The sequence below is a fragment of the Microvirgula curvata genome (assembly GCF_054781615.1).
In genome coordinates, this window is record NZ_BAAGUB010000011.1 from 93199 (window position 1) to 115713 (window position 22515).

Genomic DNA, 22515 nt, shown 5'->3' on the forward strand with positions numbered 1-22515 from the left:
AAGATGGTGGCAAACCCCTGCGGGACAAGGGCCCTTCGCCACCGGTCGCCCGTTTGCCGGCCCGGTCCCCTGCTGGCCTATACAGGGGGAATGCCAGACTGCCGCGGGAATGACCATGTCCACCGCCCCCTATCGTCTTCAGAACAGGCCGCTAACGGACGCGCGTCCACTGATCGGCATGCATGGCGAGCGCCTCGACTGGATCGGTCCACGCAGCCAGCTGTATCACCTGGGCAACGGTGTGCGCAGCTATGCGCCCACCATGCAGAGTTTCCTGTCCATGGACCCGTTCAGCCCGTTTTCGGCCGGCGGCACCAATGCGTATGGGTTTTGCGGCAACGACCCGATCAATCACAGCGACCCGAGCGGCTTTCTCAGCGAGTGGGCCACGAACGTCCTGTGGCTTGGCGCCCTGAACATTTTCCTGAGCATCCTGAGTTTCGGCCTGGCTGCCGGTGTGCTGGCCGGCCTGGCCTATGTCATGGCGGCCAGTTCAATGCTGCTCGGCGTGGGCAGCGGCCTGACCGGCATCCTGTCCGCCGCCTTTGAGGAACGGGATCCGGAACTGTCGCGCCTGCTCGGCCTGATATCTGTCGGCATGGGGATCGGTGCCGGACTGACCGCCGTCGGCGCCACTGCGGCCGGCAAACTGCTGGCCACCGGGCGCATCGCCTCGCGCAATGCCGCGCTGACATCCGGCGATGTCCGCATCGGCAAGATGACGCTGCAGGCCGACGACTACTGTGACGTCATCAATTCCCATGGCGCGCCGTTCACCACCCAGACCAGCTCGCCGGTGTCGGGCGGCACACTGGGTCGTCAGTTGCTGCAGGCCGGCCTGGAACGCACGGACAAGCCATTGCGCCTGGCATCCTGCTACAGCGCGGTTGGCGGACGCCATGCGTCACAGGCACAGCGCATCGCCAATCTGACCGGACGGAATACCATCGGCTACTACGGCCGGGTCAACTCCATGGCGCAGGGGACAGTCGTCAGCGGCAGCACGCAGCGCACCCTGTTCTCCCCGCAGGTCGGCATGGCGGCCACCAGGACCGCCGTGCTCAACGAGGCAGGATCGATGCTGATGCGGCCGCTGGTGTTCCTGAGGAACCCCACGGCCTTCATCTGAACCTCAGCCCAGCCACTTCCGCGCATTGGCGAACATGCGGAACCAGGCGCCGTTTTCGCCCCAGTCGGCCGGATGCCACGAGTTCTGCACCGTACGGAACACGCGTTCCGGGTGCGGCATCATGATGGTGAAGCGACCGTCTTCCGTGGTCACGCTGGTGATGCCGGCCGGCGAGCCGTTCGGGTTCAGCGGATAGCGCTCGGTCGCCAGGCCGCGGCCGTCGACATAGCGCAGCGACACGATGGCCTTGTCCTGTGCACCCGGCGCGAACACCGCACGGCCTTCACCATGGCTGACCACCACCGGCAGCCGGCTGCCGGCCATATCGGCCAGCAGGATCGACGGGCTGTCCTGGATCTCGACCATGCTGAAGCGGGCCTCGAACTGTTCGGACGCATTGCGGTGGAACTTCGGCCATGCCTCGGCACCCGGGATGATTTCGGACAGGTTCGACATCATCTGGCAGCCGTTGCACACGCCAAGGGCAAACACGTCATTGCGGGCAAAGAAGTGCTCGAACTCGTCGCGTGCCCGGGCATTGAACAGGATGGACTTGGCCCAGCCTTCACCGGCACCAAGCACGTCGCCATAGCTGAAGCCACCGCAGGCGGCCAGCCCCTTGAAGTCGTGCAGCGAAACGCGGCCGGCAATGATGTCGCTCATGTGAACGTCGACGGCGGCAAAACCGGCGCGATCAAAGGCGGCGGCCATTTCCAGCTGCCCGTTGACCCCCTGCTCGCGCAGGATGGCAATGCGCGGGCGGCTGCCGGTGGCGATGAACGGCGCGGCCGGGTTGTCATTGACGTCGAACGACAGCCGCGCATCGAGGCGCGTGGCCGCGGTGTCGGCCAGCAGCGCATATTCGCTGTCGGCGCAGGCCGGGTTGTCGCGCAGCCGCTGCAGCTGCCAGCTGGTCTCGCTCCAGGCCTTGAACAGATCGTGGCGGGCCTCGTCGAAGATCGGCTTGCCGCCGCGACGGACAATCAGCTTGTCCGCCTTGTTGGTCGAGCCGATAACGAACAGCGCGCGGCCAAGACCGGCGCGGGTGAAGCGCGAAATGGCTTCCGAGGTATGCGCCTTCTTCACCTGCAGCACGACACCGATTTCCTCGGTGAACAGCACACGCATATTGCGTGCATGGTCGGCCTGACCCGGATCAGACTGGGTGAAGTCATTGATGACGCGCTGCGTCACCTTGCGTTCGATCGCCAGTTCGTCGATGTCGATGGTGACGCCGACATGGCCGGCGAACATCATTTCCGCCAGCGTGGCGAACAGGCCGCCGTCGGAGCGGTCATGGTAGGCGGTCAGCAGCTTGTCGCGCAGCAGCGACTGGACCGTCTCGAACAGGGCAATCAGTTCGCCCGGCTGGTCGAGGTCAGGCGCGCGGCCCAGCATGTCGCGATACACCTGGCTGAAAGCCGAACCGCCCAGCGCGCAACGGCCATGACCGAGGTCGATCAGGATCAGGTCGGTATCGCCGTCGGCATTCAGCGCCGGCGTCACCGTGCGCTTGATGTCCTCGACCGGCGCGAAGGCGGTAATCACCAGCGACAGCGGCGCGGTCACGGCCTTCTGCTCGCCATCCTCCTGCCACACCGTCTTCATCGACAGCGAGTCCTTGCCGACCGGGATCGACACGCCGATGCGCTGGCACAGTCTGGACACGGCATCGACGGTGTCGTACAGCGCGGCTTCCTCGCCGGGATGGCCGGCTGCAGCCATCCAGTTCGCCGACAGCTTGATATTGCCGATGTTGCCCTGACCGATATAGGTAGCGGCGATATTGGTGATCGCCTCGGCCACGGCCAGGCGGCCGCTGGCCGCCGGGTTGAACAGCGCGGTCGGCGTGCGCTCGCCCATCGCCATCGCTTCGCCGCGATAGCTGTTGAAGCCCATGGCAGTCACCGCCACGTCAGCGACCGGCACCTGCCAGCGACCGACCATCTGGTCGCGCGCGGTCATGCCGCCAACGGTACGGTCACCAATGGTGATCAGGAAATTCTTGCTGGCCACCGCCGGCAGCCGCAGCACGCGGTAGGCGGTTTCCTTCAGTTCGTAGCGCGAGGCGTCGAACACGCGGAACGGACGCTCGATCCGCTGCACGTCACGCGTCATGCGCGGCGGCTTGCCGAGCAGCACGTCGAGCGGCATATCGACCGCGCTGTTGCCGAACAGGCTGTCGAGCACCTGCAGCTGGCGCTTGGCCGTCGCCGTGCCGACCACGGCAAACGGGCAGCGCTCGCGGTCGGCCAGGTCGCGGAATACCGCCATCGATTCCGGTGCTACCGCGAGCACATAGCGCTCCTGCGATTCGTTGCACCAGATTTCCTTCGGCGACATGCCGGTCTCTTCGATCAGCACCCGACGCAGCTCGATCAGGCCGCCACGGCCGGCGTCGTTGATCAGCTCCGGCAGCGCGTTGGACAGACCACCGGCGCCGACGTCGTGAATCGACAGGATCGGGTTCTGTTCGCCCATCTGCCAGCAGCGGTCGATGACTTCCTGCGCACGGCGCTCGATTTCCGGATTGCCGCGCTGGACCGAATCGAAGTCCAGGTCGGCCACGTTCGAGCCGGTGTCCATCGACGATGCCGCCCCGCCGCCCAGGCCGATCAGGAAGCCCGGACCACCGAGCACGATCAGCAGCGCGCCTTCAGGCAGCCCGTCCTTCTCGACATGACGGCCCTGGATATTGCCCAGGCCGCCGGCGATCATGATCGGCTTGTGATAGCCGCGCACTTCGCCCTCGAAGGTCTGTTCGAAGGTACGGAAATAACCGGTCAGGTTCGGGCGGCCGAATTCATTGTTGAACGCCGCGCCACCGATCGGGCCGTCAAGCATGATCTGCAACGCGCTGGCGATGCGTGCCGGGCGGCCGTATTCACTGGCGGTGTCGGAATGGACTTCCCACGGCTGGACAAAACCGGGAATGTTCAGGTTCGAGGTGGTGAAACCGGTCAGGCCGGCCTTCGGGCGCGAGCCGCGACCGGTGGCGCCTTCGTCGCGGATTTCCCCGCCGGAGCCGGTCGCCGCCCCCGGGAACGGCGAGATCGCCGTCGGGTGGTTGTGGGTCTCGACCTTCATCAGGATATGGGTCGGCTCGGTGTTGTACGCGTAGCCGTAGTGGCCGGCGACCGGATAGAAGCGGTCGATGAAACCGCCCTCGATCACCGACGAGTTGTCCTTGTACGCAACCAGCGTGCCCTGCGGGTGGGCGTCATGGGTGTCGCGGATCATGCGGAACAGGCTCCTGGCCTGCGCTTCACCGTCGATAATGAAATCGGCGTTGAAGATCTTGTGCCGGCAATGCTCGCTGTTCGCCTGCGCGAACATCATCAGTTCGACGTCGGTCGGATTGCGCTGCATGGCACTGAAATTGTCGAACAAGTAATCAATTTCGTCGACCGACAGCGCCAGGCCCATTTCCCGGTTGGCGGCCTCCAGGGCGGCACGGCCGCCGGTCAGCACGTCGACGTGGGCCAGCGGGCGGGGCGCGACATGTTCGAACAGGCGGTCAGCGGCGGCAAAGTCGTCCCAGACCTGTTCGGTCATGCGGTCGGCCAGCAGTGCGGACAGCGTCGCGCGCTGCGCGGCATCCAGCGGATGGCCGGCCTCGACGTACCAGGCCACCCCGCGCTCAAGGCGGCGAACCTGGGCCAGACCGCAATGGCTGGCAATGTCGGTCGCCTTGGACGACCATGGCGATACGGTACCCAGACGGGGCAGCACCAGGAACAGGTCGCCGGCGGGCGCGTCGTCCAGTGCGGATTCACCATAGGTCAGCAGGCGATCCAGCGTAGCCAGTTCTTCGGCGCTAAGCTCGGTATCGCTCTCAATGAAATGCCAGAACTCGGCCCGCACGGACAGGCCGGGGAGACCGGCTTCTGCGGCCGAACGTTCCAGCTTTTCGCTGCGGAACGAGGACAAGGCGGAACCGCCTCGGAGCTTGGAAATGACGGGCATTGCGACACTCGCATCGTAATGAAATCAAGCCGTGCATGATACAGTATTAACGCTGCCCCCATGAACTGGGCAACATCCACTATGGGTTGATGCCCATCAAAATCAGGAGAATACCGTGAAGAAGATCGAGGCCATTATCAAACCGTTCAAGCTCGACGAGGTCCGCGAGTCCCTGTCCGAGCTCGGCGTCAACGGCCTGACGGTCACCGAGGTCAAGGGGTTCGGTCGCCAGAAGGGCCACACCGAGCTGTACCGTGGCGCCGAGTACGTCGTCGACTTCCTGCCGAAGGTGAAGATCGAACTGGTGCTGGCCGACGATCTGGTCGACCGCGCGATCGAGTCGATCACCAACGCTGCCCGCACCGGCAAGATCGGCGATGGCAAGATCTTCGTGTTCCCGGTCGAACAGGTGGTCCGCATCCGCACCGGCGAAACCGGCGAAAGCGCGGTCTAGGCTGCACACTGCGCACAGCCGGGCGCGGTACTCTGCCTGATGGAATCCTGCCCGGTCCCGCCACCGCAAGGGAACGCCCGTCCGTTCTTCGCGGGAGGGGTTTATGGGCGGTCAAAGCCCCTCGCGACAACGCCGCGAGGGGCTTTTTTCTAGCGCACGCCGCGTTCGATCTGGCTGACGTCGCGCACCGCACCGGTGTCCGCACTGGTGGTCATGGCCGCATAGGCGCGCAGGGCCGGCGTCACGACCCGGTCACGACCGACCGGCTTCCACGCATCGGCACCACGCGCCTCCATGGCGGCGCGCCGGCGCGTCAGCTCGTCATCGCTCACGACCAGGCGGATGCTGCGGTTCGGGATGTCGATTTCAATGCTGTCGCCCTCTTCCGCCAGACCGATCGCCCCACCCTCGGCCGCTTCCGGGCTGACGTGGCCGATGGACAGGCCGGAGGTACCACCGGAGAAACGGCCATCGGTCAGCAGTGCGCATGCCTTGCCCAGTCCCTTGGACTTCAGGTAACTGGTCGGATACAGCATCTCCTGCATGCCCGGACCGCCCTTCGGACCTTCATAGCGGATCAGCACCAGATCGCCGGCAACGATCTGCTCGTCGAGGATGCTGGCCACGGCCGCATCCTGGCTTTCGAAAATCCGCACCCGGCCCGTGAACTTCAGAATCGACTCGTCGACCCCGGCCGTCTTCACGATGCAGCCGCGTTCGGCAATATTGCCGTACAGCACCGCCAGGCCGCCGTCCTGCGAGTAGGCGTGTGCACCATCGCGGATGCAGCCGTCAGCACGATCGTCGTCGAGCGACGGGTAGCGCATGCTCTGGCTGAAGGCCAGCGTGGTGCGCACCCCGCCCGGCGCCGCGCGGAAGCGCTCGCGCGCCCGATCGTCGCAGCCCGGACGCTTGATGTCCCAGCGGTCGAGCGCATCGCCCAGCGTCGGCGCATGCACGCTCGGCACATGGCGTTCGATCTTGCCCAGCCGGTCCAGTTCGCCAAGGATGCCGAGCACGCCGCCGGCGCGGTGCACGTCTTCCATGTGATATTTCTGCGTGGCCGGCGCGACCTTGCACAGGCATGGCACGCGGCGCGAGATACGGTCGATGTCGGCCATCCGGAAGTCGACGCCGGCTTCACTGGCGGCGGCCAGCAGATGCAGCACGGTATTGGTCGAGCCGCCCATGGCCACATCCAGGCTCATGGCGTTCTCGAACGCGGCCTTGGTGGCGATCGCGCGCGGCAGGACCGTCGCGTCGTCCTGCTCGTAATAGCGGCGGGCCAGGTCGACGATGGTCCGGCCGGCTTCGAGGAACAGCGCCTTGCGGTCCGCATGCGTGGCGACCAGCGAGCCATTGCCCGGCAGCGACAGGCCCAGCGCCTCGGTCAGGCAGTTCATCGAGTTGGCAGTAAACATGCCCGAGCAGCTGCCGCAGGTCGGACAGGCACTGCGTTCGACCCGGTCGACGTCCTCGTCGCTGACCTGGTCATTGGCGGCTTCGACCATGGCATCGACCAGGTCGAGCTTGCGCACCGTGTCGCCCCACTGCACCTTGCCGGCCTCCATCGGGCCGCCGGACACGAAGATGACCGGGATGTTCAGCCGCAAGGCGGCCATCAGCATGCCCGGGGTGATCTTGTCACAGTTCGAGATGCACACCAGCGCATCGGCGCAGTGCGCATTGACCATGTATTCGACGCTGTCGGCAATCAGGTCGCGCGACGGCAGGCTGTACAGCATGCCGCCGTGGCCCATGGCGATGCCATCATCGATGGCGATGGTGTTGAATTCCTTGGCGATGCCGCCGGCTTTCTCGATCTCGCGCGCGACCAGCTGGCCCAGGTTGTGCAGGTGGACATGACCCGGCACGAACTGGGTGAACGAGTTGGCAATGGCAATGATCGGCTTGCCGAAATCACCGTCCGACATGCCGGTAGCGCGCCACAGTGCGCGGGCACCGGCCATGTTGCGACCGTGGGTCGAGGTTCTGGAACGATAAGCGGGCATGGAGCTGTCCCTTTTCCCTTCAGCAATTGATGTAGTCGGGTGCGGCTGCCAGATGGCCTGGCGCCCCCGTTTCTGTTGTCTGTCGCGTCGCGTCGGGGTCACCGCGCGCGCTGGCCCGGCCGGCCCGGCGCCATGCGCGTCGGGTCGCGGGAGAAACCTGGGTACGGCTGTGGATGTACCTGCGAGCTCGCCACATTGTGCGCGGAAATGCGGGCGGCCGGAAGTCTCCGCCGGTGAAACGAAAAACCGGCAGTTCCCGCTATATAATGCCGCCTTTCTCTACAGGGCCAAGGTTCAGGCATGCTGACTCATCCGCAGTTCGATCCGATTGCCATCAGCATCGGTCCTCTGGCGATTCGCTGGTACGGTCTGATGTACCTGGTGGGATTCATTCTTTTCATCGTGCTCGGCAATCTGCGCATCCGGAAAGGCCACACCGCCTTTACCGGCAAGATGCTCGACGACCTGCTGTTCTGGGGCGTGCTTGGCGTGATTTTCGGCGGCCGGCTCGGCTATGTGCTGTTCTACAAGCTTGGCGACTACCTGGCCGATCCGCTCAGCATCCTCAAGGTGTGGGAAGGCGGCATGTCGTTCCACGGCGGCTTCCTCGGCGTGCTGGTCGCCTGCGCGCTGTTCGCCCGCAAGCACCGGCTGAGCTTCTGGGACATCACCGACTTCGTCGCGCCGCTGGTGCCGCTCGGCCTGGCCACCGGCCGGATCGGCAACTTCATCAACGGCGAGCTGTGGGGTCGCATTACCGATCCGTCGCGACCGTGGGCGATGCTGTTCCCGCAGGCACGCAGCGAGGATCTGCACGCGGCGGCAGGCAATCCGCAGTGGCATGAATGGCTGGCCCAGTATGGCGCCCTGCCGCGGCACCCGTCGCAGCTGTACCAGTTCGCGCTGGAAGGCATGCTGCTGTTCGTGATCCTGTGGTGCTATACCGCACGTCCGCGTCCGCGCGCCGCCGCCTCGGCGCTGTTCCTGATCGGTTACGGTGCATTCCGCTTTATCGCCGAGTTCGCCCGCGAGCCGGACGACTTCCTCGGCCTGCTGGTCATGCACCTGTCGATGGGACAGTGGCTGTCCCTGCCGATGGTGGTGGCCGGCGCCGCGCTGTGGCAGTGGGCGCACCGTCAGGCTGGCAACAGCTTCTCGCGCTAAGCTCGTTCATCTGCCCGCCGCTCCTCCGCGGCGGGCCAACCCGTTCCCGGATCAGGACATCGTCGCCATGGAAAGTCTTTACCTGTTGATTCCGTTGAGCATCCTGCTGGTGTTCTGCATCGGCGCGCTGTTCTGGTGGGCGACCCACTCCGGCCAGTTCGACGATCTGGAAGGCCCTGGCCACAGCGTGCTGATGGATGATGACAAGCCCGAGCACGCCGACGCCGCTGATCGCAACGATCGCTGAGCCCGTCCCGGCCCTTCTGCTCCCACCCCGCATTCGCACAAACGCCTGTCGGAAAGTCGCCAATCCGCGTTTCTTCCCCGTGACGCATGGCATAAGTTGATAAGGCGAACCGCCTGATACCGGCTATCCCGCTTCTTCTGCCTCTCCGCCTGTAACTGGATCGCAGCCCACTGCCCTGGCTGCGCCATTGAAGTCTCCGCACGCCCCCCATTCGCCCCACGTCAACGGGAGCAAACCATGTTATTCGATTCGAATGTATTCAACATGATCGACTGGACAGTCAATGGTGTTGAACCCTGCACAGGCATGTATATTCGCACGATTCCCATTGCCAGCCTGCCCTCCTGCCAGCTGCAGGGGCCCACGCTCGATCTGGCGCTGCGTTTCAACCAGTTCAATGCCAATGACTATGGTTTTGGTGTCGGCTGGGAATTGACGCTGACCAGGGTCGATGTTGAAAACGGTGCAAGCACATTGATTCTGGCCAATGGCCAGCGTTATCGCATTCTTTCTGTCAGTGGCAACACCGTCAATCTGCAATACAAAAACACCCTGACTTTCAACTGCACCACGACCGGAACCGGGCAATATACCATTATCTATAAAAACGGTTTTATCGAGGAGCTGGTCAATTACCAGATCCGCACCCTCACCGCCCCCAACAACAAAAAAATCTACTTCAACTGGTACGCAGACCAGTCATTCAGCATTCAGGATGAAAACCAGAACCGGACAGGCAAGGGATATATGGTATCCAGCACCTGGCAGGGAACGAAGCATGTCGTGACCACACCCAGAGGATCAATTGCCTATGAAACCCTGATCATTGCCAATACCAGGCTCCGGTCTCTGGCTTCTGTGACCACCTTTATCGGCATTGGCCTTCTGGAGCTGTACACCGCCAAGTATCAATCACACAATGAGAAATATCTGTATATCACGGACATGGCATCGACGATAGACAGCTATCAACACGACGTCATAAAGTATAAAACGATAATGGCTCCGCCTGGCATGCCAGGCAGCATATATACAGTCAGTTCCGTAGAATTCAATATTTCTGGCACCTATCAAAAAGAAACTTTCATCAAAACCATCTATTCATTATCGACGGCAAATTACACCGGATACCCGCAGGTCACGACCTGGCAAAATGGTGTTGACAATCTGGAATCCCTGCCAGACAGCTTTTCCTTCAGCACCACAGCCACCACTGACAATAAAAGAAAGATTTTGTGCAGCTATAACAAATTCTACTTGCTGCTCAGTGAACAGCCGATGGCCCCCGAAGATTATCCAGACAGTAACAAACCGGGGAAGCTCGTCAAATATGAATACCAGCTGGTAGCCAACAGCGGCATTTCTTCCCAATCATCGACCTTTATGCTGCCCGTTACCATCAAGAAAATACGCCAGGATTACAACACGACGACAAAACAGCTGCAACAGATTTCATACGACACCCAGTATCGCTACGACAACTATTCAAATATTACCAGGTGCACCAACCCGGATGGCACCGTGGATGACTACACGTATTATCCCTCATCCGGTTCAATCCAGCAAGGTATTGTATATTGCCCTCCTGATCCGGGCGGTTTTGTCAATTACCTGAATAAAAAAACCACTACACCATTCAGCAACACACCAAATTACCTGCGCATATATACCTACACTTATATCGCCATTGCCAATACCAATCTGATTCAGCCGAGTGAAGTAACGTTTTCAGCTCTCGCCCGGGGGCAGCGCGAGATACTTATCGACTGGACCAAAGAAAAACACACATATCAGACCGACACCAGCAGTGCGTTCTATGGCACGCTGATCAAGACAGCGTTCACCATGCTGTATGGCACTGCCCCTTCGTTCACCACCACGACCACGATCAGCACGACGGCCTCCGGCAACAGCATCAACATTATCAACAGCCAGATCGGGTTTGATGATACGCCCAGCGTCCCGGTAAAAAGTTCTCATGTCGAAGTGTATGCGGCTGATACGGGTGACCTCATGCAGTCAACGGATGAAAATAACCTGACCAGCCTGTTCTCGTATGATGCACTGGGGCGCCCGACCAAAACGATACGCCCCTGGGGACCAGGTGCGAGTGACCAGGCAACGATCACAACCAGCTATGCCCCAGCCGCTGGAGAGACGCGCACGCGGGACAGCCGGGAGTGTTTTGACCGAGTCACCACCGTGAACAATCGGGGGGACCTGTTGACTGAAAGCTATAGGTTGACCACAACGGACCCGAAAGGGGTGCCCACAATCAAAGAATTCCTGATGGTTGAGAACACGTACAACACCCTGCTCCAGCTCGAGAAAAGCATTACTCATGATTACAGCCAGGATAAAAAAATCAGCCTGAGCGCAACAACAAACTACCAATGGAATATTTTTGACGAGCTGCTGTCCCAAAAAAATCCGGACATGAGCAATGACAGTTATACGTATGACTTTCTGGGAAATACCATCAGCGTGCTGCATCAGCCAGGGGACAGTGAAATCAAATCCGTCTACAACAATCAGGGTGCCATTATCAAGCGCACACGCAGTTCAAACTGGAAAGGCAAAACAGTCACTGGCGATGTGGAGAGATTCTACTACGATGGCTACTGGAATATTTTGACTCATGCACATTCCCAGGGAGAAACGCTGGACTACACCTATGATGTGCTCGGCCGCACCCTCACGCAAAAGGGAAGTACCAGCGGCAGAAAAACCTATCAGTATGCCCCCCATACCACAGCGGCGCTGGTCACCATAATCAGTGTTGATGATAATCTGATGGGAGAGCGCCGCTACGACGGGCTGAGTCGGGAAATTTCTTCAACCGTGGGCAAGGCGATAACCCAAAGCACATATGCCGGCTCCACGCTCCTGACACAACCGCGTACCGTCGCCATCAACGGCGGCCGGACATTCACATACACATACAATGCCGGGCTGAACCAGCTTGCGGCAAGAACGGTCACACCGAGCCCCAGCACGCAGGACCCTTCCCCCGCCCCGACAGGAAGCCGTGAATATACATTTCTGCAGGGAAGTGGCCTGCCAGCCAGTGCCCGCAACGTGACCGAAAGCCATACCCGGGAATTTGGCTATGATGACTTCAACAATCTGGCCAGTGAAAAAGGAAACTATTCCCTGCCAGTCGTGGCCAGAAGGCAGCCTTACAAAAACACCATCATCTCAACGGTCCGGGGGCTTCCCCTCAAGGCGGATGTCCAGTTGATTGATCCGGATGATACCAGAAAAACCGTCATCATCACCAAGCGCTATGCCTACCAGTCCAATGGCGGCTTCCTGGTCCGGGAAGAATACTTGATCAACAATCAACTCCGCTCCAGGACTGATTACACGCGAGATGAAACGGGAAATTTGACCAATCTGGATATCTACGGCCACGTCGGGGATGGCAGTAGTACAGCCACCCCTGTCACCGATCGGAATGCACAGTATTTTGCGCGGATTCGCACCTTGTTTTCCTACGCCGAATTCAATCTGCTAAAAAGCAGAAAACATTTATGCACCAAACTCACCTCCCCCATCATCGAGCAGCAACTTGCTTACAACCAGATGGATTTGTTGAAAAAAGTCATTACCACCACTGGCGGCACACATGCATTAAGCTGGACAGAACATTACAAATACACACAATCAGGATCTCTGTCAAAATGGCAAAAATCCGGAAACATAAATTTTCAAGATCCATTTTCCCACTGGATAAATTCACAATCTTTCTCATACAGCACATCCGGAAACATCATGACAATCGATGCCGAGCATTCAACCGGAAGATTGCGCATCACTTACGATTACACAGACAATATCACGCTGGGAAAAATCACTCGACAGGCCATTGACAGCAGAGGTCAACCTTACGGCAAGGCAACCACAGTCAGCTATACCACTGACAGCGAAGGCAATGTGACCTTCGAGGCCACTGACGAACCCGTTACCAGAAATGAAACCACATACACCTATACTGGAGAGACAAACTTTTCATCCATCAAAAAGTCGAGCAGCACATCAACGAATTATTTGAATTCGGCTTACCACTACGATGCCAACGACATGATTCTGACCATAGAAAAGTATCCGGGAACCGGACAAACAGAGATAAATTGCCGATACTACCTGTTCAATGAAGTCATCGCAGAATGCATTTACATCGACAAATCAAGAGCCACAACAAAGTTGTACAATATTTTTCATCGTGGCAACAATGAAACACTGATGATAAGCAGCATCAGCCCGGATCAGAAAATAACAACCTACCCCTGCCTCAATCAATCAAACGGCAGCCAGATCGCAATAGGCGAGTACTTTCCGCAGATGGAGAGAATGGAAAGGGGACCACTATCGAGGGTTTACGTCCCCCAATACCGCTTCTATCTGCAGGGGCAAAATGCTTACGGATTTGTATTCAGAACGCAAAGCAGCGTAAATCTGATCTTTCCCATGTACAAATACAACAAGAAGACAGATAAAATGGTGGAAACCCGTGAAATTCCCCATCCCCCCGCATAGCAGACAAGGTGGACACCGACCGCCGCATTGGCGGAATCCGGCCCCTTTCATTTCCGGCAGCGGAGAATTCGTCCGTTTTCTGCGGCGAGATTCATGCCCGGTCTGCGCAGGCTACCTGTCCAGCCTTCAGCCAGTCAGCCCACTGCACCGCCACGCGGCTGGCTTCATGCCGCTCCTCCATGTGCCGCCTGGCCGTACAACTGAGTGCCAGCGCAAACTCCGGCGAATCGACCAGCCGGGCAATGGCATGGGCAAGCGAATCGGCGTCGGCCGGGGGCACCAGCAAACCATCCACGCCTTCACGCAGTCGCTCCGGCACCGCACCGATCCGTGTTGCCACGCAAGGCAGGCCCTGCGCCATGCCGACCAGCAACGCCTCTCCGCTGCCCGGCAGCAACGCCGGTTCGACCAGTGCATCGACGCCGCGCAGGCGAGTGCGCAATGCCGCAGCCGGCGCTGACGGCAGCCATTCGATCCGTGAAGACAGATTCAGCTGGTCAGCCCGGCTTTTCAGCTCGCCGGCCAGCGGCCCGTCGCCAATCAGCAGCAACTGGAGCGGGTAAGCAGCCTTGACCAGCTTCGCCATCGCTTCCAGCAGGGTGGCGTGGCCACTGGCGGCGACCAGCGGGCCGACCGCCATCAGCCTGAATGCCCCGCTGCGGGCCCGCGGCGGCTGCCAGTCGTGACGAAGCAGGTCGATGGCCGGCGGCACCAGCACGGCGGCCGGCACGCCACCTGCAGCCAGCCAGTGCGCCTGCGCATAGAAACTGTCGCACAGCACCTGTCCGTCCGCCGGCGGGCTGGCCAGCCCGGTGCGCGCCCACCACAGACAGGGAATCCCCAGCTCGCGGTGCAGGGCACGCCCCAGCCAGACCGATTGCGCGTCCCCTCCCAGCAGCAGGCTGTCGACTTTTTCCGCCCGCAGGATGGCCGCCATCTCGCGCGCCGCGCCCAGCCACGGCCAGTGGGCGCGCGGCAGCCCCCTGAGCCGCCACGGCCGCCGCAATGCCGCCGGCCACCAGCGGGCACCGGGACGGGGGCTGACCGGCACCACGGTAATGCCGACCCGCGTCAGCGCCTGCTGCCAGGCCGACTGCACACCAAGCGGGTCCGGCACGGTCGCCTCCGCCACCCAGCCGAGACGACGGAGCGGCCAACGCTGCTGCGGTGTGGCCGGTGACGGGGTATACAGCGCCGTGTCCATGACGGGCTCCGGGTCGGGAACTGACTTCTTTACCTTGTCGCCAGGCAGCAGGCTTTGTCAATGAAACAATGCACCAGCCCCCGCAAACAGACAAAAAGCCCCGCCATGAAGACGGGGCCGGGTGTTTCGGGCAGCGATGCGGTTTACGCGCCCAGCGCGCGGAAGATCGCGTCGCGGATGCCGTCGACCGAGCCCACGCCCGGAATCTTCACGTACTTCGGCGCGGTCCTGTCGCCGGATGCGGCCATGTCGGAGTAGTAACCGACCAGCACTTCGGTCTGTTCGTGGTAGATGTCGAGGCGTTTCTTGACCGTCGCAGCGTCGTCGTCCGGGCGCTGGACCAGGTCTTCTCCGGTTTCGTCGTCCTTGCCGGCCACTTTCGGCGGGTTGAACTTGATATGGTAGGTACGGCCCGACGGCAGGTGGATGCGGCGGCCCGACATGCGCTCGACGATCTCGCTGTCCGGCACGTCGATCTCGACCACGTAGTCGATGTTCACGCCGGCAGCCTTCATCGCTTCCGCCTGCGGGATGGTGCGCGGGAAGCCGTCGAACAGGAAACCGTTGGCGCAGTCGGCCTGGGTGATGCGTTCCTTGACCAGACCGATGATGATTTCATCCGAGACCAGCCCGCCTGCATCCATCACTTTTTTCGCTTCCAGGCCCAGCGGCGTGCCGGCCTTGACCGCAGCGCGCAGCATGTCGCCGGTGGAGATTTGCGGAATGGCGAATTTTTCGGTGATGTACTTGGCCTGGGTGCCCTTGCCGGCACCCGGTGCGCCCAACAGGATCAGTTTCATGTGTGACTCCAACGTAGAAAAGACAATCGTGTTCTTGTGTCATCGGGCAGCGAACAGCCGGCGGACACGCTCGAGATCGTCGGGCGTGTCGACACCGGGTGCAGGCGCGCCGGCCAGCGTGGCAACCGTGATCGGGAAGCCGTGCCACAGCACCCGCAACTGTTCGAGGGCTTCGATGCTCTCGATCGGTGCGGGGGACAGCTCGCGGTACTGGCGCAGGAATCCCGCCCGGTAGGCGTAGATGCCGACGTGCCGCAGGGCGGGGTGGTCCGCCGGCAGCACGGACCGGTCCGTCGCAAAGGCGTCGCGCGCCCAGGGCAGTGGTGCCCGGCTAAAGTAAAGGGCGCGGTTATGACGGTCAAGTACGACTTTGACCACATTCGGGCTGAAGAAGTCCGCCGCATTGTCCAGCGGGTGCGCAGCGGTCGACATCGGCGCGTCGCTGTCATCCAGGGCTGCGGCCACGCAGTCGATCACCCCGGGCTCGATCAGCGGTTCGTCGCCCTGCACATTGACGACGATCTGGCCGTCGGCCAGCGCCAGCAGATCGGCGACCTCGGCCAGCCGGTCGGTGCCGCTCGGGTGGTCGGCGGCGGTCATGACCGCCTCGACACCGTGTTCGCTGCAGGCCGCCAGGATGCGCGGATGATCGGTCGCCACCACCACGCGGCCGGCGCGGCTGCGCGCCGCCTGCTCGGCCACGCGCACCACCATCGGCTTGCCGGCGATGTCGGCCAGCGGCTTGTCGGGCAGACGGGTCGATTTCAGCCGCGACGGGATGACGACGACGAAATCGGCCGGCATCAGCCGACGTCCTCGTCTGCGGCGAGTTCGCGCGCATCGCTTTCCAGCATGACCGGGATATCGTCCCGGATCGGGAAAGCCAGGCGATCGCCCTTGCAGACCAGTTCCTGTGCGTCCTTGCGCAACACGAGCGGGCCCTTGCAAACCGGGCAGACCAGGATTTCGAGCAGTTTGGCGTCCATGTGCAGTCACAGTCCTTCGAGGGTTCGGGCCAGCCAGCGCCCGAGATCGGGTTCCATCACGGCGGCAACCGGCAAAGCCCAGATTCTAGCATCCTTGCCCTGCCGCAGTTTTACCGCGTCCTTTTCCGTGACCAGGATGGCGTCGGCATCGGGCATGTCGCCGTCGGCATAGTGATGGTGGTCGGGAAACGCATACTGGCGCGGATGCAGGCCCAGCGACGCCAGCGTGGCGAAGAAACGCTCCGGATGGCCAATGCCGGCCACGGCCGCGCAGTCCTTCCCGGCCAGATCGGCGGCCTCGCAGTACCGGTCCGGTGCAACCAGTTGCCAGAAACGCCCGGGGCGCAGTGTCATGACGAAGCCCGGCACGCCGGCCGGCAGCAGGTCCGGCCGCGCCGCGCCGTGGCTCACCACGGCGTCGACCGTCGCCAGCCGGCCCCGTGGCTCGCGCAGCGGGCCTGCGGGCAGCCGCCAGCCATTGCCGAGCCCGCGCGCGGCATCCAGCACCGCGATCTCGACATCGCGCGCCAGCCGGTAATGCTGGAGCCCGTCATCGGACAGCAGCACGTCGACATCGGGATGCGCCGCCAGCAGCGCGCGTCCGGCAGCAACGCGGTCGCGGCCGACCCAGACCGGGCAGCCGGTGGTCGCCAGCAACAGCGGCTCGTCGCCGACTTCAGCGGCCACACTGTCCACCGTCACGGCCATCGGCGCCTGGTGGCTGCCACCATAGCCGCGACTGATCACGCCGGGGTGCCACCCCTGCGCCCGCAGCGCATCAACCAGATAGCGGGTCAGCGGTGTCTTGCCGACACCGCCGACATTGATGTTGCCGACCACCACCACCGGTACCGGCAGGCGCTCGCAGCGCAACCAGCCATGGCGATACGCGCAGCGGCGCACACTGCTGACCAGGACAAACAGGGCCGACAGCGGCGCCAGCAACAGCGTCAATAGCGGGCGCGGCGCATACCAGTGCGCTTCGATCAGGCGGGACAGGCTCATGATGCCCGACGCGCGGTCGCGGCGAAGGTCACCCGGTTCAGGCCGGCCAGGCGGGCGGCTTCCAGCACCCGCATCACATTGCGGTGCGGCGTCATCTCGTCGGCATAGATCACCAGCGGATGGTCGGCGTTGCCGGCTGCCGCCGCTGTCAGCAACTTCGACAGCGTGGCGGCGTCAGGCAGGGCGAGCGTCTTGCCATCGCCGATGCGGACCTCGCCCTTCGCGTCCAGTCCGACCGCCAGTGGCGCGGTGGCGGCAACGCCCGGCCGGGCACCGAGGGTCGGCAGGTTCAGCTTGAGGTCGGCAAAGCGCGAATAACTGGTGGTCACCATCAGGAAGATCAGCACCACCAGCAGCAGGTCGATCAGCGGAATGAAGTTGATTTCCGGCTCGTCACGCCGGCGACCGCGACGGAAGTCCATCAGCGCGGCTCCGCATGCACGACTTCGACCAGTCGCAGCGCCTGCTGCTCCATGTCGAGCAGCAATTGGTCGGAACGGGCACGGAAATGGCGGTAGAAGATCATGCTCGGGATGGCGACGATCAGGCCGAAGGCCGTGTTGTACAGGGCAATGGAGATGCCGTGCGCCAGCTGCATCGGGTTCTCACCGGCCGGTCCCTGCGCCGCGAAGATTTCGATCATGCCGAAGACGGTACCCAGCAGGCCAAGCAGCGGCGCCATGGCGGCGATGGTGCCCAGCGTGGTCAGAAAACGGTCCAGCTCCGGCGACACGCCGCGCCCGGCCTCCTCGATCGCATCCTTCATGATTTCGCGCGGCTGTTCGGCATTGCGCAGGCCGGCGGCCAGCACGCGCGCCAGCGGCGCACCGGACGCCATGCGCCGGATCAGACCGTCATCGGCCCCCTGGCGGCGCCAGGTGTCCAGCGTCTCGTCGAGCAGGCATGGCGGGGCAACCACGGCGGCGCGCAGGCTCCACAGCCGTTCCAGGATGATGGCGAGCGCGATCACCGAGGCAAGAATCAGAAACCAGATCGGCCATCCGGCCGCTTCAATTATGGCCAACACGGGTACATGACTCCGGGCTTTAGCAAACGGTACACTTTACGCGACGCCGGCGATGACCGGCAACCATGAAGAAATTTCCCTGAAAAGTGAAATTGCAGCCAAATGCATGTCCGGCAAGGATTTTTTCATGTCATCCACAAAAGCTGTGGATAACATTGTGAGCAATGTACCCCCACCCCGCTCCAGCCAGCGCCAATACTGGCTTGCAGCTGATTTGCCTGTTTTGTGTGCAATTTTTCAGAATCGTTTAAAATCAACGACTTGAACAACCCTCTCTTGCCATTCCTCCCGGCCAGCCCACCCCGCGCCAGCGCCGGAAAAGCTTGTGGATGACTTGACAACACAACGGAGAATCGTCCCGTGCCCTTCCCGGACGCCAATGTCATCAGTGTTTCCGAACTCAACCGCCTGGCGCGGGACTTGCTGGAGTCCGGCCTGCCGGCCCTGTGGATCTCCGGCGAGATTTCCAACCTGACGCTGGCCGCGTCCGGTCATGCCTATTTCTCGCTGAAGGACGAACGGGCGCAGATCCGTGCCGTCATGTTCCGCAACCGCCTGTCCCAGCTGGGTTTTGTACCGAAGGAAGGCATGCGGGTCGAAGCGCGCGGCACGGTCACCCTGTACGAACCGCGCGGCGACTACCAGGTCAATCTGGCCGAGCTGCGCCAGGCCGGGCTGGGCGCGCTGTTCGAAGCGTTCGAGAAGCTGAAGGCCCGGCTGGCGATCGAGGGCTTGTTCGACAATCGTCACAAAAAGCCGTTGCCGGCCCACCCGCGCGCCATCGGCATCGTGACCTCGCCGCGCGCAGCCGCATTGCGCGATGTCGTCACCACCCTGCGCCGCCGGGCGCCGGGCATCCCGCTGATCCTGTACCCGGCCCAGGTTCAGGGTGAGGCCGCACCGGCGCAGATCGTCGCCGCCATCGAGGCCGCCGGCGCCCGCCAGGAAGTCGATGTGCTGATCGTGTGCCGGGGCGGCGGCAGCATCGAGGATCTGTGGTCATTTAATGATGAGCGGGTGGCGCGGGCGGTGTTTGCCTGTCCGCTGCCGGTGGTCAGCGGCGTCGGTCACGAAACCGACTTCACCATCTGTGATTTCGTTGCCGACCTGCGCGCCCCGACGCCAACCGCTGCCGCCGAGCTGACCAGCCCCGACCGGGCCGCGATGCTGGCGCGGCTGGCGGAGCTGCGTCGTCACCTCGACCATGCGCTGCGTCGCCGGCTGGAGAACGCCGCACAGCGGCTCGACCAGCTTGGACGCCGGCTGGTCCACCCGGGTGCACGACTGAACCAGCAGCGCGAGCGGCTGGCGGCCGATGGCCGGCTGCTGGAACAGCTGATCCGCTCGCGGCTGGCGTCCACGCGGCAACGGGTCGACGGACTTGGCGAGCGGCTGCGCCGTGCAAGCCCCGACCTGCCGCGTCGCGCCGAAAGACTCGCCCGCGATGCCGCCGCGCTGACCCGTGCCCGCAACGGCCTGCTGGACACGCACCGCCAGCGGCTGGCCCGGCTGGCCGACCAGCTGGCAGCCCTGAACCCGGCGGCGGTACTGGCACGCGGCTATGCCATTGTCGAAACCGCCGATGGCCACGCCGCCACCGATCCGGCGCAACTGGCACAAAACGAACGGGTCACGCTGCGGCTGGCGCACGGCAGCGTCGATGCGCGCATCAGCCATCCACCACGCCAGCACGAGCTGCCGCTGTAAGAAACGAGGGCGGATGCTGCATGCATCCGCCCTCGTTTTGCTGCTTTACGAGCCCACCTTGACCCGGGTCCACAGCCGGGTCAGATAGCGCCGCTCCTTCGGCTCCAGCTCGCGCAGCACCGTCCATTGCCGCACCGTGGCCGGCGCCGGGTTGATGACCGGATTCGCCTTCAGGTCCGGCCGGAAAAACGCCGTGGCGGTGCTGACCGGATTGGTCGCGCCATTCAGATTGGTCAGTTGCGCCGCATTGCGGCCTTCCAGCATGAAGTTCATGAACTGCAGCGCCAGATCCGGGCGGCGTGCACTCTTCAGGATCGCCATGGTGTCGACGCCAAGTTCATTGCCCTCGCGCTGCGGCACATTGCCGATGCTGAACTTGCGCTTCGCTGCGCGGGCATCTTCCTGCGCCTGGAAGAATTCGGTCGAATAGCCGAGCGATACCCAGATATTGCCGACCGCCAGCTCCTTCAGGTAACTGGCATTGGAGAACGTCGCCCAGTACGGCCTGGCCTTGCGAATCACCGCGGCGGCCTTGTCATAGTCGGCCAGATTGCGCGTGTTCGGGTCGATGCCCAGGTACATCAGCGCCGCCGCGAACACTTCGCGCGAGCTGTCCAGCACCGTGACCTTGCCCTTGACCTTCGCCAGCACCGCCGGATCGAAGATCACTGCCCAGCTGCCGGCATCGACACCGCGCTTTTTCAGCGCTTCGACGTTGTAGCCGACGCTGGTCAGACTGAGCACGGTCGGCACGGTATAGGTGTTGCCCGGATCGTATGACTGGTTCAGATAGGCCGGCGCCACATTGCGCAGATTCGGCAGCTTGCCGTGGTCAAGCGGCAGCAGCAGATGCTGTTTGGCCATCGCCTGGATCACGAAGCTGGACGGAAACACCATGTCGTAACCCCTGGCGCCGCTGGCCAGCTTGGCCAGCATCTCCTCGTTGTCACCGTAGAAATCCTGCACCACGCGGCAGGCGCACTGCCGCTGGAAATCGTCGAGTATCTTTTGCGACAGTGAGCCGCTCCAGTTGTACAGATGCAGCACATCGCCGGTTCCCGCCAGAGCGGTGGCGGACATGAGCGTCAACAACCAGGCCAGTTTCTTCAATTCGATTCACCTCCACAGTTCGGCGCCATGCGCCACGGACAACCGCCCCCGCGCACCGGGTGCGCGAGGGCGGCAGACAGGCCGGGACACGCCCGGCCAGAAAGGATCACGCGCCGGTCCGCGCGTGGCGGACGCTGTCGAGGGCGCGCAGGAACAGGCCGCTGTCGGCCCCGTTCAGCAGCGTCGCATCGGACAGCATCTGGCGGAAGCGGCGCGCGCCGGTCAGGCCGGTCATCAGGCCCAGCGTATGCCGGGCAATATCGCGCACCCGCCCGCCGGACGCCAGATGGGCATCCACATAGGGAATAAAGCGCTCGATGATGTCGCAGCGATCCGCTTGCGGGTGGTCGTCACCGTAATAGCGGGCATCGACGCCGGCCAGCAGATAGGGATTGTGATAGGCCTCACGGCCGATCATGACGCCGTCGACATGCGCCAGATGCGCGTCGACCTCGTCCAGGGTGCGGATGCCACCATTGATCAGGATTTCCAGTTCGGGATGCTCGGCCTTGAGCCGGTACGCGTAGTCGTACTTCAGCGACGGCACCTCGCGGTTTTCCTTTGGCGACAGTCCCTTGAGGATGGCATTGCGTGCATGGACGATAAAAGTCCGGCAACCGGCTTCCGCGACCTCGCCGACGAAGTCGGACACGAAGTCGTAGCTGTCGACCTTGTCGACGCCGATGCGATGCTTGACCGTGACCGGCAGGCTGCACGCATCGCGCATCGCCTTCACGCAATCGGCCACCAGCGTCGGTTCCTTCATCAGACAGGCACCGAACGCCCCGCGCTGCACGCGCTCGGACGGACAGCCGACATTCAGATTGACCTCGTCGTAACCCCAGGTCTCGGCCAGCCGCGCACAATGCGCCAGATCAGCCGGTTCGGAACCGCCAAGCTGCAGCGCCAGCGGGTGTTCACAGGCATCGAAACGCAGATGGCGGCCGACATCACCATGCAGCAGGGCACCGGTGGTCACCATTTCGGTGTATAGCCAGGTGTGGCGGCTGATCTGGCGGGCGAAGGCACGGTAATGACGATCCGTCCAGTCCAGCATCGGCGCCACGGTAACGCGGCGGGGCGGGAGCTGGCCGGCAAATCCTTGCCCTGACTGGGTTTTGTCGTTGTCTGCAGCGATCTTGTTGCTGTCCATTTCTACCTGTTT

Annotated in this window: 18 protein-coding genes; 7 read left to right on the forward strand and 11 right to left on the reverse strand. The window is 62.6% G+C overall.

What is annotated here, in order from left to right; all coding sequences use genetic code 11:
* Positions 1–115: 115 nt before the first annotated feature.
* Entirely contained in the window at positions 116–1129 is a 1014-nt protein-coding gene (locus ACYVG8_RS06180; protein ID WP_158537424.1) for an RHS repeat-associated core domain-containing protein, read from the forward strand.
* Between the two features lie 3 nt (positions 1130–1132).
* On the opposite strand, the gene purL is transcribed toward ACYVG8_RS06180, so the two are convergent.
* Positions 1133–5095 carry a phosphoribosylformylglycinamidine synthase gene (gene purL, locus ACYVG8_RS06185; RefSeq protein WP_460745189.1) on the reverse strand — a complete coding sequence of 1321 codons (3963 nt, stop codon included), beginning with the start codon at positions 5093–5095 and terminating at the stop codon, positions 1133–1135.
* 115 nt (positions 5096–5210) lie between these two features.
* Between purL and ACYVG8_RS06190 the strand changes: the two genes are divergently transcribed.
* Positions 5211–5549, forward strand: a complete 339-nt coding sequence (locus tag ACYVG8_RS06190; protein ID WP_028499651.1) for a P-II family nitrogen regulator — start codon at positions 5211–5213, stop codon at positions 5547–5549.
* A gap of 149 nt (positions 5550–5698) precedes the next feature.
* Here ACYVG8_RS06190 and ilvD read toward each other — a convergent pair whose 3' ends face one another.
* Positions 5699–7561 (reverse strand): dihydroxy-acid dehydratase, encoded by a 1863-nt coding sequence (ilvD, locus tag ACYVG8_RS06195; RefSeq protein WP_460745190.1) that lies wholly within the window; start codon positions 7559–7561, stop codon positions 5699–5701.
* 300 nt (positions 7562–7861) lie between these two features.
* Between ilvD and lgt the strand changes: the two genes are divergently transcribed.
* The 3 genes from lgt (at position 7862) to ACYVG8_RS06210 (ending at position 13511) form a co-directional block, all read left to right on the forward strand.
* The gene (gene lgt / locus ACYVG8_RS06200) at positions 7862–8725 is read left to right on the forward strand and encodes a prolipoprotein diacylglyceryl transferase (protein ID WP_460745191.1); all 864 of its coding nucleotides are present in this window, start codon (positions 7862–7864) and stop codon (positions 8723–8725) included.
* A 67-nt stretch (positions 8726–8792) separates the two neighbouring features.
* Positions 8793–8972: a cbb3-type cytochrome oxidase assembly protein CcoS gene (gene ccoS, locus ACYVG8_RS06205; RefSeq protein WP_107889612.1), complete on the forward strand. Its 180-nt coding sequence runs from the start codon at positions 8793–8795 to the stop codon at positions 8970–8972.
* 237 nt (positions 8973–9209) lie between these two features.
* Positions 9210–13511 carry an RHS repeat domain-containing protein gene (locus ACYVG8_RS06210; RefSeq protein ID WP_460745192.1) on the forward strand — a complete coding sequence of 1434 codons (4302 nt, stop codon included), beginning with the start codon at positions 9210–9212 and terminating at the stop codon, positions 13509–13511.
* Positions 13512–13602: 91 nt separating this feature from the next.
* Here the strand turns inward: ACYVG8_RS06210 and ACYVG8_RS06215 are convergent, their stop codons facing one another.
* The 7 genes from ACYVG8_RS06215 to ACYVG8_RS06245 form a co-directional block, all read right to left on the reverse strand.
* Positions 13603–14715 carry a glycosyltransferase family 4 protein gene (locus ACYVG8_RS06215; RefSeq protein ID WP_107889609.1) on the reverse strand — a complete coding sequence of 371 codons (1113 nt, stop codon included), beginning with the start codon at positions 14713–14715 and terminating at the stop codon, positions 13603–13605.
* A 143-nt stretch (positions 14716–14858) separates the two neighbouring features.
* Positions 14859–15515 carry an adenylate kinase gene (adk, locus tag ACYVG8_RS06220; RefSeq protein ID WP_107889608.1) on the reverse strand — a complete coding sequence of 219 codons (657 nt, stop codon included), beginning with the start codon at positions 15513–15515 and terminating at the stop codon, positions 14859–14861.
* Between the two features lie 39 nt (positions 15516–15554).
* Entirely contained in the window at positions 15555–16319 is a 765-nt protein-coding gene (gene kdsB, locus ACYVG8_RS06225) for a 3-deoxy-manno-octulosonate cytidylyltransferase (RefSeq protein WP_460745193.1), read from the reverse strand.
* Positions 16319–16501: a Trm112 family protein gene (locus ACYVG8_RS06230; protein ID WP_107889606.1), complete on the reverse strand. Its 183-nt coding sequence runs from the start codon at positions 16499–16501 to the stop codon at positions 16319–16321. The genes kdsB and ACYVG8_RS06230 overlap by 1 nt, the downstream gene beginning before the upstream one ends.
* 6 nt (positions 16502–16507) lie before the next feature.
* Positions 16508–17506, reverse strand: coding sequence for a tetraacyldisaccharide 4'-kinase (gene lpxK, locus ACYVG8_RS06235; RefSeq protein ID WP_107889605.1), 999 nt, complete (start codon positions 17504–17506; stop codon positions 16508–16510).
* A complete protein-coding gene (locus ACYVG8_RS06240; protein ID WP_028499661.1) occupies positions 17503–17928 on the reverse strand; it encodes an ExbD/TolR family protein in 426 nt (141 codons plus the stop codon). The genes lpxK and ACYVG8_RS06240 overlap by 4 nt, the downstream gene beginning before the upstream one ends.
* Entirely contained in the window at positions 17928–18533 is a 606-nt protein-coding gene (locus tag ACYVG8_RS06245; protein ID WP_028499662.1) for a MotA/TolQ/ExbB proton channel family protein, read from the reverse strand. Before ACYVG8_RS06245 ends, ACYVG8_RS06240 begins: the two co-directional genes overlap by 1 nt.
* Positions 18534–18585: 52 nt before the next feature.
* Between ACYVG8_RS06245 and ACYVG8_RS06250 the strand changes: the two genes are divergently transcribed.
* Both ACYVG8_RS06250 and xseA read left to right on the forward strand, forming a co-directional pair.
* Entirely contained in the window at positions 18586–18798 is a 213-nt protein-coding gene (locus ACYVG8_RS06250) for a hypothetical protein (protein ID WP_146745031.1), read from the forward strand.
* A 95-nt stretch (positions 18799–18893) separates the two neighbouring features.
* Complete coding sequence (gene xseA, locus ACYVG8_RS06255) at positions 18894–20240, forward strand: exodeoxyribonuclease VII large subunit (RefSeq protein WP_107889604.1); 1347 nt, start codon at positions 18894–18896, stop codon at positions 20238–20240.
* A gap of 45 nt (positions 20241–20285) precedes the next feature.
* Here xseA and ACYVG8_RS06260 read toward each other — a convergent pair whose 3' ends face one another.
* Together ACYVG8_RS06260 and dusA are read right to left on the reverse strand one after the other, a co-directional pair.
* Positions 20286–21320, reverse strand: coding sequence for an ABC transporter substrate-binding protein (locus tag ACYVG8_RS06260; protein ID WP_199489779.1), 1035 nt, complete (start codon positions 21318–21320; stop codon positions 20286–20288).
* Between the two features lie 136 nt (positions 21321–21456).
* Complete coding sequence (dusA, locus tag ACYVG8_RS06265; RefSeq protein ID WP_460745194.1) at positions 21457–22503, reverse strand: tRNA dihydrouridine(20/20a) synthase DusA; 1047 nt, start codon at positions 22501–22503, stop codon at positions 21457–21459.
* Between the last annotated feature and the right edge of the window lie 12 nt (positions 22504–22515).

Coding starts and splice junctions, on each gene's coding strand:
- ccoS (WP_107889612.1), top strand. CDS start 8,793: ATGGAAAGTCTTTACCTGTTGATTCCGTTGAGCATCCTGCTGGTGTTC.
- lpxK (WP_107889605.1), bottom strand. CDS start 17,506: ATGAGCCTGTCCCGCCTGATCGAAGCGCACTGGTATGCGCCGCGCCCG.
- lgt (WP_460745191.1), top strand. CDS start 7,862: ATGCTGACTCATCCGCAGTTCGATCCGATTGCCATCAGCATCGGTCCT.
- ACYVG8_RS06230 (WP_107889606.1), bottom strand. CDS start 16,501: ATGGACGCCAAACTGCTCGAAATCCTGGTCTGCCCGGTTTGCAAGGGC.
- dusA (WP_460745194.1), bottom strand. CDS start 22,503: ATGGACAGCAACAAGATCGCTGCAGACAACGACAAAACCCAGTCAGGG.
- ACYVG8_RS06250 (WP_146745031.1), top strand. CDS start 18,586: ATGACCGGCAACCATGAAGAAATTTCCCTGAAAAGTGAAATTGCAGCC.
- ACYVG8_RS06240 (WP_028499661.1), bottom strand. CDS start 17,928: ATGGACTTCCGTCGCGGTCGCCGGCGTGACGAGCCGGAAATCAACTTC.
- ACYVG8_RS06180 (WP_158537424.1), top strand. CDS start 116: ATGTCCACCGCCCCCTATCGTCTTCAGAACAGGCCGCTAACGGACGCG.
- purL (WP_460745189.1), bottom strand. CDS start 5,095: ATGCCCGTCATTTCCAAGCTCCGAGGCGGTTCCGCCTTGTCCTCGTTC.
- ACYVG8_RS06260 (WP_199489779.1), bottom strand. CDS start 21,320: ATGTCCGCCACCGCTCTGGCGGGAACCGGCGATGTGCTGCATCTGTAC.
- ilvD (WP_460745190.1), bottom strand. CDS start 7,561: ATGCCCGCTTATCGTTCCAGAACCTCGACCCACGGTCGCAACATGGCC.
- kdsB (WP_460745193.1), bottom strand. CDS start 16,319: ATGCCGGCCGATTTCGTCGTCGTCATCCCGTCGCGGCTGAAATCGACC.
- adk (WP_107889608.1), bottom strand. CDS start 15,515: ATGAAACTGATCCTGTTGGGCGCACCGGGTGCCGGCAAGGGCACCCAG.
- ACYVG8_RS06210 (WP_460745192.1), top strand. CDS start 9,210: ATGTTATTCGATTCGAATGTATTCAACATGATCGACTGGACAGTCAAT.
- ACYVG8_RS06215 (WP_107889609.1), bottom strand. CDS start 14,715: ATGGACACGGCGCTGTATACCCCGTCACCGGCCACACCGCAGCAGCGT.